The 12326-nt window shown below is 33.5% G+C and carries 10 protein-coding genes, 1 tRNA gene and 1 pseudogene; 2 read left to right on the top strand and 10 right to left on the bottom strand.

All coding sequences use genetic code 11. From position 1 onward, the window contains the following. Positions 1–31 precede the first annotated feature (31 nt). Together FC70_RS05530 and FC70_RS05535 are read right to left on the bottom strand one after the other, a co-directional pair. Positions 32–1270 carry an MFS transporter gene (locus FC70_RS05530; RefSeq protein WP_057890002.1) on the bottom strand — a complete coding sequence of 413 codons (1239 nt, stop codon included), beginning with the start codon at positions 1268–1270 and terminating at the stop codon, positions 32–34. Between the two features lie 55 nt (positions 1271–1325). Next, positions 1326–3329, bottom strand: coding sequence for a right-handed parallel beta-helix repeat-containing protein (locus FC70_RS05535; protein WP_057890003.1), 2004 nt, complete (start codon positions 3327–3329; stop codon positions 1326–1328). A gap of 157 nt (positions 3330–3486) precedes the next feature. Between FC70_RS05535 and FC70_RS05540 the strand changes: the two genes are divergently transcribed. Then, on the top strand, positions 3487–4674 hold the full coding sequence (locus FC70_RS05540; RefSeq protein WP_057890291.1) for a helix-turn-helix domain-containing protein: 1188 nt from the start codon (positions 3487–3489) through the stop codon (positions 4672–4674). A 65-nt stretch (positions 4675–4739) separates the two neighbouring features. On the opposite strand, the gene FC70_RS05545 is transcribed toward FC70_RS05540, so the two are convergent. The 6 genes from FC70_RS05545 to gnd form a co-directional block, all read right to left on the bottom strand. Further along, positions 4740–4812: transfer RNA gene (locus FC70_RS05545), tRNA-Thr, on the bottom strand. Between the two features lie 84 nt (positions 4813–4896). Further along, the gene (locus FC70_RS05550) at positions 4897–6138 is read right to left on the bottom strand and encodes a glutamate-5-semialdehyde dehydrogenase (RefSeq protein WP_057890004.1); all 1242 of its coding nucleotides are present in this window, start codon (positions 6136–6138) and stop codon (positions 4897–4899) included. An 18-nt stretch (positions 6139–6156) separates the two neighbouring features. After that, complete coding sequence (gene proB / locus FC70_RS05555) at positions 6157–6966, bottom strand: glutamate 5-kinase (RefSeq protein WP_057890292.1); 810 nt, start codon at positions 6964–6966, stop codon at positions 6157–6159. 21 nt (positions 6967–6987) lie between these two features. Further along, complete coding sequence (locus tag FC70_RS05560) at positions 6988–7509, bottom strand: NAD(P)H-binding protein (RefSeq protein ID WP_112278643.1); 522 nt, start codon at positions 7507–7509, stop codon at positions 6988–6990. A 3-nt stretch (positions 7510–7512) separates the two neighbouring features. Continuing rightward, entirely contained in the window at positions 7513–8382 is an 870-nt protein-coding gene (locus tag FC70_RS05565; RefSeq protein WP_057890006.1) for an ATP-binding cassette domain-containing protein, read from the bottom strand. 122 nt (positions 8383–8504) lie between these two features. Next, a complete protein-coding gene (gene gnd, locus FC70_RS05570; protein WP_057890007.1) occupies positions 8505–9413 on the bottom strand; it encodes a phosphogluconate dehydrogenase (NAD(+)-dependent, decarboxylating) in 909 nt (302 codons plus the stop codon). A 150-nt stretch (positions 9414–9563) separates the two neighbouring features. On the opposite strand from gnd, the gene FC70_RS05575 reads away from it, so the two are divergent. Next, positions 9564–10406: a MurR/RpiR family transcriptional regulator gene (locus FC70_RS05575; protein WP_057890008.1), complete on the top strand. Its 843-nt coding sequence runs from the start codon at positions 9564–9566 to the stop codon at positions 10404–10406. A gap of 8 nt (positions 10407–10414) precedes the next feature. Here FC70_RS05575 and FC70_RS05580 read toward each other — a convergent pair whose 3' ends face one another. After that, the gene (locus FC70_RS05580) at positions 10415–11053 is read right to left on the bottom strand and encodes a DNA alkylation repair protein (protein WP_057890009.1); all 639 of its coding nucleotides are present in this window, start codon (positions 11051–11053) and stop codon (positions 10415–10417) included. Between the two features lie 86 nt (positions 11054–11139). Beyond that, a pseudogene (locus tag FC70_RS05585) lies at positions 11140–12299 on the bottom strand (MDR family MFS transporter). Positions 12300–12326 lie beyond the last annotated feature (27 nt).

A 12326-nucleotide genomic window follows, 5' to 3' on the forward strand; every position in this document is an offset into this window, starting at 1 on the left:
AGATTTAATAATTAGGAATCATTTTTATTTGTTAGCGTACCTTTTTAATCATAAGAATTAAACCAGCACCAACTAGACACATTATGCCTGCAGCTGGAAACATCATTCTATAACCAGAAAACCCAATAATTATTGAAGCTACTATTGGTCCCAGTACTTGTCCAAGTGAATTAGCTAAATTAACAATACCCAAATCTTTTGCAGCATTATTTGGGTTTGGAAGCACTGATACATTCAATGCCTGATCAACAGAATTATACATTCCCATTGCTGCACCACTTAATCCTGCATAAATAAACATTGTCCAAGGGGCCGGATCAATTGCTGGTATAACTACTCCAAGGCCCATAGCTATCGTAGATACAGCCACTAACAATTTTAAACTATGAAATTTATCAGCAAGCGGACCTCCCAAAATTGCAAACGAAACTCCTGTAATTAATAAAATAACAGACATAATCGATAAATTATGAGTAGCATTGGTTGATGACAATTTCATGTAATCAATAAAAATATATAATTGATAACCGGTAATGACAAATTGTGCTGAAACAAATAGCAGTTTACCAAAAACAGCTAGATAGAAGTCTCTAACATCGCCGTGTATTGGAAAGATAAAAGCTTCTAGCAATTCTGAACCACTTAATTTTTTTACTTTTTCACCTTTATTACTGCCATCTCCTATTAACAATAATCCTGTAATTGTAAAAATAACTTCTAGCCCCATAAAAATATAAATACCAATATTAATATTAGTTAGGTATTGTGAAGCAATTATGGTACCTACAGGAGTTCCTATATTCATACCTACACCATAAAAAGCGGAAATTGATCCTCTATATTTCTTTGGTGATTTATCTGCTATAAACGCCACGATGGGAGCGACCATCATGTTAAGAGCAATTTGAAATATTGACCAGTTAATAATAATACCCGTAATTGTTGTCACTTTTGTTAAAAAGAAAAAACAAATTAACGTACTAATCATACCAAATATAATCCACGGGTTCCGTTTGCCTAATCTACTAACAGTTCTATCAGAAAGTGCCCCTTCAACAATATTTGCAATTGTTGCAACTACCATTGCAATTGTTGCTAAAACAGCAATAATTTGAACTTTTTCATTTGGAGCAATCTGCTGAATTTTAGCAGGCAATAATGTTGAATTGACTCCTAAATAGGGGATTAACCATCCTAATAAACCAAATAATAGTCCAAATCCCAAACGATAAGGGAATTTACTTTTTACTATCACTTTACTTTCGTCCATATTTTCATCCTCCTCTAAAGTACTTAAATCTTGATTATAAATTATCTAAATGCTTTCACCATAATTTATTAGTAGTTACTTTGTAGGAGGTAAATGGACCTGGAATTGTGGATACACCTCTAAGATTACCAAAATAATCCTCATTAAAATTGATATCATCACCATTCGGCATCTCAAAACGTTGCTCCGGCTCAAACGCTGTTCCCAAATCATTTGTAGTAATAACATTGTCTCTAAAATCATCAATAAAATCATATAAATTCGTTTTAATTGATAATTGTTTATTAGTATCAATTAGTTCAAATTCTATTTTATCTTTATTATTAATTAAATTATTTGATTCTTTTTCCCAGGCTTTAGCATTATTAAAATATACATTTCCACTTGCCCATATTGGTAGATGAGCAAAGTGATTCTCTTTAAGTGATTCCATATCTTTTTCTTTAGCTATTTCACCTTCTAAATACTTAAATGGTTCATACCACTCTTCATATGTTGGATAATCATTAAATACGGCAGTTCCAACTTCCTCATTATCTTCAGGATTAGGGTTAATAGCCGGCCATTTTTGAATAAAAATATTATTATAAAAACGATCATCTCCATGTAGAATAGTCATAAATCCAGCAACTTCGGTACGATGTGGAATATGATATGGTGTGTAACGAGGCTGTGGTTCCCCACCTCCAGGACAATCGGTGCCAGTTCCAATGAATGTAAATGCTCCTAAAATTAAATTATTAACTACGGCAAGTCCTTGGGTCGGAATTTTTAATGATGATTTAGATAACAACAAATTATTATCAATCGTTGTTGGCCCATGACTAACTTCAACCCAAATATCTTGGCTAGCCATAGCACCATCTAAACGTGGGGCTGTCCCATCGGGAGCATAATTATGGTCGAATATATTTTGTGTAATTCTAGTTCCTTGAGCTTCCCAATCACACCAAAGCCCCATAGTATTATGGTCAAAGCGATTACGCCTGATAATAACATCAATTGCTGCATGTATTTTAATTCCAGCAATCTCGGCACCTGCTAATTCCTGCATATTATTAATATGATGAACATGATTATCTTCAATTAAACTAAATACGCCACCTTGCCTCCCAACGATACCATCTTGTTCACAATTATGAATATCGCAACGTCTAACGATATGATGTCCAATTGTTTCTTTTAACCATCCGTGGTACTGACCGCGGCATACTGCATCACGCTCCATCTGAGTCGGGCTTTTAATATGTTTATAAGTAAAATAGTGATCATTATCCGGATCTTTATATTTTCCAAGTGATATTCCTGCACACCTACTATAACTAATATCACAATCTTCAATTATCCATCCTTTGGACCAATGTGGACCGATTAATCCATCTTGATAAGCAGCTGGTGGTGCCCATGTAGTAGCGGCTTTATTTAAATTAAACCCACTAACAGTAATATAATTTATACCCGTTTCTTTTGGCCAAAATACTTCACGACGAACATTAATATCAATAGATTCTTCATTAGGATTTTTTTCATGAAAGTTAGCATAAATAATAGTTTCGTTTTTTTCTTCATTTTGCTTTGTATACCATTTATATATAGAATTATTACGATCCCAAGATCTTGCATATTCTTTTCCTTCAATGCAATCATCTAACGATGTTGTTTCATAAAATTGAATATCGTTCATGTACACAGCACCTGTATGTTTATTTACCGGTCCAAAATACCAATCACCAGCTACGTACGTTTTATATGGATTATATTTTCCAAAAACACTATTATTAATTTGTGTAACCCATACATCACCTTGATATTTTTCCCAATGATTAATAACTTCAGCTCCTGTGATAGTAGCTTTTAAAGGTTCCACACTTCTATACGATATTTTTTTATCTTCTGTACCAGAATAAACCGGGTTAACATTTTCTCGATACGTACCAGGCAAAACCAAAACTTCATCACCTGGAAGAGCCACTTGAGCAGCTTCATTAATAAATTTATAAGGGAATTTTTCTGTTCCATCCCCACTACGAAATGTATTCGAATTAACATATATTTTCAAAATAATTTCCTCCTTAAAATCAAACTAACTTATAAAAACTAAATAATTAATAGTAGTTACATGTAAGCGTTTACAAAAAGTAGTATAATACTGTTTGTTTATTTGAACTTGAACATATATCCTATTTTTTGAATGTTTTTAAAGGAGTTTAAGAATGATGACACTTGAACAAATGTATATGAGCTCATTAAGTAGCCCTTCAATTGAGCTACAAACTTGTAATAAAAAAATTAATATTAAATTTAAAAAAGGAACTATTCTTACTAATTCTTACATATCTATGTTAAAACTAATTCCGAAACATGATGGCTTTTTCGTTTTATGTCACAGTCAAACTTTATTTACCTTTTGTTTCAAAAAAAAAGACGTTACCTATTTAATTGGGCCTGAAATTATTAATAATAATCAAAAAAGTGAACATATAAATTTAAATTATAAAATAATTTATTTGTCAAAAATACTAAGCACCGTGATCTTAGATAAAATTCAATGTTATCAACAAATACGTTTCTTTGCAAAACTAATTAAATTAAATTTAGACAATGATGATATAGATATATCCTTTAATCATGCAATTACATCAACTCAATTAGACGATACTATAAATACAGTAAACATAAATAAAGATGGCGTCCATATAAGTTATGTTTATGAGCGCGCATTAAAATCCGCAGTTATGTTAGGTGATTCTTCAGCAATTCATTCTACCTTTATGCGATTAATTAATTCAGGAAGGATTGGAATCTTATCAAATAAAGGGGAAATCAGAAGTATTAAAAATTGGGGAATTATATGTGTATCAGTGACCTTACGAGCAGCTATTAATGCAGGTATGGACTACGATCAAGCATACTCACTAAATGATCAATATGTAATTACTATTGAATCACTTTCCGTATTCGATGATGTTATGCACAAAATAGAAGATATATTAAAAGACATGGCATTTCATGTTCAGAATCTTAAAAACTTTCATCTATCAAAAAATATTAGGCATATATATCAGTTAATTATTAACTCACCGGAAACAAATATAACAGTACCGGAATTAAGTAATCAATTAGGACTTTCTGAACATTATATATCTACTATTTTCAAACAAGAAGTTGGTATTTCCATTTCTCGTTTTAAGATAATTATAAAAATTAATCGTGCTGTACAATTAGTATCTACTACAAATTTGTCTGTTTCAGAAATTGCGGCAAAATTAAACTTTTCCGATCAGGCACATTTAAGTCGAACTTTTAAATCATTAGTTGGAACAACACCAAGTGCAGCTAGAAAAAAGCCGCACTTTATAGATGATTGGAATATATATGATTTTTTAAATATCAATGTAGGATAACAAAAAATAGCATTTATAAAAAGCCACCCAATCTATCGATTGGATGGCCTCAAATAATATATTTATGCTCATTACAGGATTTGAACCTGTGACCCCTTCATTACTAGTGAAGTGCTCTGCCAGCTGAGCTAAATGAGCAATAAAACTAACGTACTCTTAATATTCTGCCAGAAAGGCAAAAAAAGTGCAATAGTTTTTTTGAATTTATTATTATTTTTAAATTTACTTTCTAATTTGACCATGACCTCGAATTAAGTATTTCGTTGACGTTAATTCTTCGAGTCCCATTGGGCCTCGTGCATGAAGTTTCTGAGTGCTAATTCCAATTTCAGCACCAAATCCAAATTTGAACCCATCAGTAAACCGGGTTGATGCATTAACATAGACACATGCCGCATCGATTTGCTGTAAGAATTTTTCACTATTAGCATAATTATCCGTGATAATTGCTTCCGAGTGCTTAGTATTATATTTATTAATATGATTAATTGCATCATCAATCGAGTCGACAACTTTAATTGCCATAATATAATCGTTATATTCAGTTTGCCAATCTTCTTCTGTAGCTAGCTTAATATCAGGTAAGATTTTTCTTGCTTGTTCATCCCCGCGTAATTCTACATTAAATGGTTTTAATGCCTTAGCAATCATTGGTAAAATCTTTGTTGCTACCACCGAATGAATCACAATTTTTTCGGCTGCATTACACACAGATGGCCGTTGGGTTTTCGCATTAACAATAATATTAACTGCCATTTTAGCCTGTGCAAATTCGTCAACATAAATATGACAGTTTCCGGCGCCAGTTTGAATTACAGGTACTTTTGCATTTTCAACCACGGTTTTAATTAATCTTGCGCTTCCTCGAGGAATCAAGACATCAATATAATCCGTTAAAGACATCATTTTATTAGCCGTTTCATGTGCTGTATCATGTAAAACTTGTACAGCATGTTCATTAATATCATTATCACGAAGTACTTTTTTGATCACCGCGACCAATTTAATATTTGTCAATAATGATTCTTTCCCACCCCGTAAAATGACTGCATTTCCCGTTTTAAACGTTAATGCAAATGCATCAACCGTCACATTCGGGCGTGCTTCATAAATCATCCCAATCACCCCTAGTGGCACACGTTGCTTGGTAATTGCTAATTCATCTTCCGTTTTCCAACCTTTATTAATCTCACCAATTGGATCAGATAACGTAACTACTTGTTCTACCCCCGTCGCAATTTGTTCGATTCGCTTATCATCTAAGGTAAGACGATCGATAAAGCTATCTGTTAATCCAGTTACATTCACTAGATCTTGATTATTTTCTACAATAATTTCATTTTTAAATTGACGTAATGCCTGTGCCACTAATTTCAAGATTTTATTTTTACGCGCGGTACTTAACTGAGCTAACTGTCGTGACGCTTGTTGCGCTTGTTCGCCCATTCGAATTAAATCATCCATGAAAATTCACCCCTTCGTCTAACAATCAGCTGCAAATAATGTCCCAATTGACTTTCCAGCTAAAATATCAAAAATAATTTTTGGGTCTTCGCCGTTTGCTAAAACCATCTGATGACCAGCATTAATAACTCGTTTAGCTGCTTTCAACTTAGTCACCATTCCGCCAGTCCCGAATCTAGTTCCTGTTCCACCAGCTAAATTAACAACTGCTTCAGTAATTTCATCAATTAATGGAATGGTTTTAGCATTCGTACAAGTATGTGGATCAGCATCAAACAGTCCATCGATATCAGACAAGATGATTAACAAATCAGCATCAATTGCTGTTGCAACTAATGCTGATAATTGATCATTATCACCAAAAGTAGTTAAGTGGTCCATTTCATCAACTGAGACACTGTCATTTTCATTCACAACCGGAATAGCCCCCATTAATAACAGTTGTTCGAACGTATTTAACACATTTTTTTTACTAATTGGATAATCCATCACATCGTGAGTTAACAAAATCTGCCCAATTTGCTGACTATAACTGGCAAATCGTTGATTAAGAATTGCCATTAATTCATTTTGACCGATTGCTGCAATTGCTTGTTGCCTTGCAATCTCTACTGGCCGTTTAGTCAGATGCATTTGATCTAGGCCAACACCAATTGCCCCTGAAGTAACTAAAACTACCTCCAAGCCACGATTTTGTACCGCACTAAGCGTGAACGCCAACTCATCCATTGTTTTTAGATTTAACTGTCCATCAGGATAAATCAAACTGCTCGTCCCGATTTTAACGACTAACCTTTTGGGCATTTTAAATTGTGATCGAATACTCATTTTTTGTACCACCATTTTTATTTATCCTTCTGAAACCCCAATTGATTGATTTAAGTAATGATCTGTCAAACATGCTTCAACTACTACGTCAGCCAACTGGTGAAGACCAATTTGATTACCCTTAAATTGACTACCTTCATTAGAAATTTCTACCGCTGTTTCTTCATTCACCACGATTGGAATTCTCACAATTATATATGGCATTTCCAGTTCGTCAATCATTTTAATGGCATATTGAGAATCTAAAATTAAATTTTCAAAATCAGGTCCCCACAGTTTTTCTTGCTGATCAATCATGATTTCACCATTAACACCCGCAATCACAAGCATCACCATTTTTTTTAATTTCAAGTTTTGATCATCAATTACATCAATTAACTTAAATACTTGCGATTCAACATTTGACGAGTTTGATAACCATAACAAGATATCATCATTTTTTAATTTAGAAAAGACATTATCTAGGTCATAGTCTTCAAATTTATCAACCGTCATAGCAGCTAGATCATTATTCATTTGATTAACAACTAACACATGATTCATCAATTAAAACCTCATTAATTCTTCTTTTACACTAACATCACTAATTCTGATATCCTTAATCGTACTTTTTTCTAATAATGGTAATAGAGCTTGAATATTCCCACTAAAAATAAACTTAATTTCATCATCGGCTTCTTGAATAACAAAGCTTCCTAATTTTTCTGCCAATGAAACTGGAAAGCCACTACCTTTAACAGTTACTAAGCAATCAGTCGTATCGTGCGTTATTAATTTTTGAACATGTCTTGCTTTGCCATTTGCTAGATAAATAATTTCATCAGCAAAATACTGCATTTCAGCAACCGACGTACTACTAAAAATAATCGTTGCCTTGGTTTTTTTTGCAAAATCTCTTAGTAATTGCCAAATTTGCGTTCGTTGTAAGTCATTCATTGCGGTTGTCGGGTTATCCAATAGTAAAACTGCTTTTCCTTTGGCAATTTCAATCACAATTTGTAACTGTTGCAACTTACCAGGTTCCAAACCATCAACTGGTTCAATTAAATGAATATCTAATTGTTTTAAGATTGCGGTTACTTGATCCTTACTAATTCCACCATGGCTTTTTTTCATCACACCGTTAATAATTTCATCTATTGTTCCATGCAAAATATTGCGTTCATCAGCCATTAAATAACCAATTTGATAAGCCAATTTCTTTCGATTTGCATATGCTTTTTGACCATCAATTAAGGCATCACCATCATCTACTTTAGAGTGTCCAGCTAAAATATCAAATAATACCTTAACTGTGTCGTCGCTATCGCTAGCAATTGCTGATACGGTTTCACACTCAAACTGATGAGAAAAATCTTCTAATCCAATATTTTTCTTATCACTTTTTGACAATTTACTAATTTCAATTTTAGCCATTAATTACTCCTCCGAAATGTACTTTCTTTTATCATACAAAAAAATAAGCACAATTGCTATTACAGCATACAAAAAATCAGTATAACTCATTGAGTTATACTGATTTATATTAATTAATTTAATTATGCTTTATCAACTGCATGTCCACCAAAACCAGCACGCATTGCAGCAACAACTTTACCAGTAAAGTTAGTTTCTGGGTTACGCATTGAATCATAACGCATCATCAATGACATAGCAATAACTGGAGTTGGTACTTGCATTTCAAGAGCTTCTTGAAGTGTCCATTGACCTTCACCAGATGAATGCATACGTCCAAGCAATTCATCAAGATGTGGATCATTAGCAAAGGCTGCTTCAGTAAGTTCCATTAACCAGCTACGAACAACTGATCCATGGTTCCATAATTTAGCAACAGCTTCATTATCATAGTCATATTGGCTGTTTTCAAGAACATCAAAACCTTCACCAATAGCTTGCATCATACCATATTCGATACCATTATGAACCATCTTCAAGTAGTGACCTGAACCGGCTTTACCAGTATATAAGTAACCATCTTCTTCAGAGATAGGTTTGAAAATTGGATCAAGATACTTAGCAAAGATATCTGCATCGTCTCCACCAATCATAAAGTTACCACCATTACGTGCACCGCTTTGGCCACCTGATGTACCACAATCAAAGAAATACATACCAGCAGCAGTAACGATTTCATTATGACGCATTGAGTCCTTAAAGTTTGAGTTACCACCATCAACAACTAAATCACCTTTACCAAGTAGTGTTGTTAATTGTTCAATAGTAGCATCAGTTGGCTTACCAGCTGGTAATAATAACCAGGCAATTTTAGTGTCACCTAATTTAGAAACAAGATCTTCAAGACTTGTCGCTGCAATAGCACCTGCTTCTTCAGCAGCCTTTACATTTTCAGTTGTCAAATCAAATCCAACAACCTCAATTCCATTATCAAGCATATTCTTCGTTAAGTTAAGACCCATTTTACCAAGGCCGATCATTCCAACACGCATACTAAAAGTCCTTCTTTCGTTTTGTTTGTTTTTACTTACACGAGTCATTATATGCAAATAACTATCAAATTGCAAGTCAAAACTATGCAAACCATGCAAATGTTTTCACAATCTGGTATAATATATCTATCATCAATCAGGAGGATAAACATGTCACTTCAACTTTTCGATAGAATTTATTCTAAACGGCCTAGCCTCGGAGCTAGTAGTCGAAAAATAGCTGACTTTCTAATCAATAACTTGCAAAAAAGTAATCACAAATCAATCCAGGAATTAGCAGATTCCATTGATACTTCTGTCTCAACCATTTCTCGTTTTGCAAAGCGAATTGGTTACGATAATTATCCTGAATTGCAGCTAGCCATTAAACAACAGCTTGATAATCCAGATATTGCGGCCGTTGACATCGATAATCACGATCCTAATATTTTAGTTGCTGAAAAAGTTTTCCGATCCAATAGTTCATCACTGAACAAAACGTTTGATTTATTAACTGAAACATCTTTAAATAAAGCTGTTGATTTAATAAAAAATTGTCAAAAACTAACTTTTTTTGGATTAGGTGCATCAGAAGTTGTTGCACTAGATGGTTACCATAAATTTTTAAGGACTCAAGTCGAAGCAATTTTCAATTCTGATTATCATATGGCACTAATGCAAGCGGCTAAAATGGATGAAAATGACTGTGCAATTGTCATATCCCATTCAGGTCAAAATTTGGATACATTAAAAATGGCACGGATTCTCAAAGAAAATCGTGTGCCGATCATTGTAATTACCAGTTTTTCAGCGTCAACACTTGCTAAATTAGGAACTACAACCTTTTATTCTGTTTCCGATGATTCAAAATACCGTTCACAAGCATTGTCTTCATTAATTTCACAAATGAGTATTATCGATTGTCTTTATATGTCAGTAATGCGAGATGAATCTAAACATAATAGCCCTAAATTAGCTCGTATTAACTCTGTTATTAAACAAACTCGAGAATAATCATCTCATTATAAATATTTCGATCCTTCACGAACTGCCAATTTTGACAGTTCATTTTTTTCGATAAATTTACGAACCCAATCGGGATTGATTTTACTATAATCTCTCAGCGCCCATCCAATTGCTTTTTGAATAAAGAATTCATCAGTAGCCCTATCTGGTAAAATCATTTCTGTCAAAATTTTAGTATCGGTCTTTTCTTTAAATGAAAGTTGCATTGTAATCGCAACTCGTCGCATCCAAAAATCATCATTACCACTGAAAATATTAAAGATTTTAGCAGTGATTTCTGGATGTAATAACATATATTTGCCAAATGGAACCCTAAGCGTATCAACCGTTTCCCACCATGGCTTTTCTTGGAAATATTGAGCAATTACCACCATATTTTCAAAGGTAAATCGTTGATAATTAGCTTGAATTAAATCAATTGCCAAATATTTATATTCGCGTTCTCTTCTATAATAGAGTTCATTAATTGTTTCAATTAGCTCATCAACCGGAACTATTTTCGACTGCTTAATATAGCTCTTAGTTTGATTTACTCGTTCTGGCTTTGGCACCCCAACAAACGGAAATTGATTTCTCATATATTTTTCCATCCCCGTTTTGGATGCAGCATCCCCAATCAACACAATTTTATCCATCATTAACCACCTTAAATAATAATTTTGCTCCTAGTATACCGTAAAAATACATTCAACAAAAAAATCGCCTACTGAATGTAGACGATTTAGCTAATTTTTCTCATTTTAGTTACTTGTAATGACACAATCCCTAAACTTAAAGTAATCAATATCCCAGCTGACAAGAACAAACTTGAGTAACCTAAATGATCGATTACTAGCCCACCATATAGTGGGCCTAATGCCCGGCCAATTGAAATTGAAATGTTAACCATGCCTTGATATTTACCGGTATTTGATTGTTGTGTAAGCTCATCAACCCAGGCTGGAATACCTGGTAATCCTAACATTTCGCCAATTGTTAACACGACAAAATCTAGAACAAAGCCAATAAAAGAATGAATGAAGATTAACATTATAAATGAGATTGCAAAAATAATAATGCCGATTTCAATTTGTCGTTTCAACTTCATATACGGTGCTAACATGTTAACAAATGGCTGTCCGATTAAAATTAAAACGCCATTAATCGTCCATAAAAGACTATAAGCATAAAACGGAATGTGCATATTAGTTAGGTGAACCGCCATCACACTTTCCCACAACGTATAGCTTAAATACGTCGCAACAACTAATCCACAGATTAACAATACTAATTTTGATATTTGCTTGCTTTGAATACCTACATGTTCATCCAGTGGTTTAATTGAGGATTTCTCGATTGGCACATTAAACGTAAATACTGTCACCAAGAAAAATAATACATAAAACATCGTGGTTACACCAAACACAATTTGAATCCCCATTGGTAACAAGATACCAACTGCCAATGTCCCAATTACCACACCTAGATTCAATGCCATATATAAAATGTTAAAAACAAATCTAGATTGTTGTCGTTTAACTGAAGCAGCATAGGCGTTAACAACCGTGATATTAGCTCCATCTCCAAAACCAACAATCGTTAATAATAATGCAAAAATTGGCCAATCATTGAAAAAATCAATAAAAACACTGCCACCATTGCAATTGTAACTGACACGACCGCCGTTTTATATGGACTCCAATGATCAAATAACCAACCACCTAAATAGTTTCCCGCCACCATTGCTGATGCCATAAATAATAATACAATCCCAGCAGTAGACAAACTTTGATGCAAATAATTATGCATATAAACCGTCGTCAATGGCCACATCAGTGATGCACCAGCATTATTTAAAAAGCTTGCCACCACAATCCATTTTAATTTTAACGTCTTGGTCATTTTTTACCTCAAGTTTATTTTTTTAAT

The organism is Paucilactobacillus oligofermentans DSM 15707 = LMG 22743, from assembly GCF_001434315.1.
Classification (GTDB): domain Bacteria; phylum Bacillota; class Bacilli; order Lactobacillales; family Lactobacillaceae; genus Paucilactobacillus; species Paucilactobacillus oligofermentans.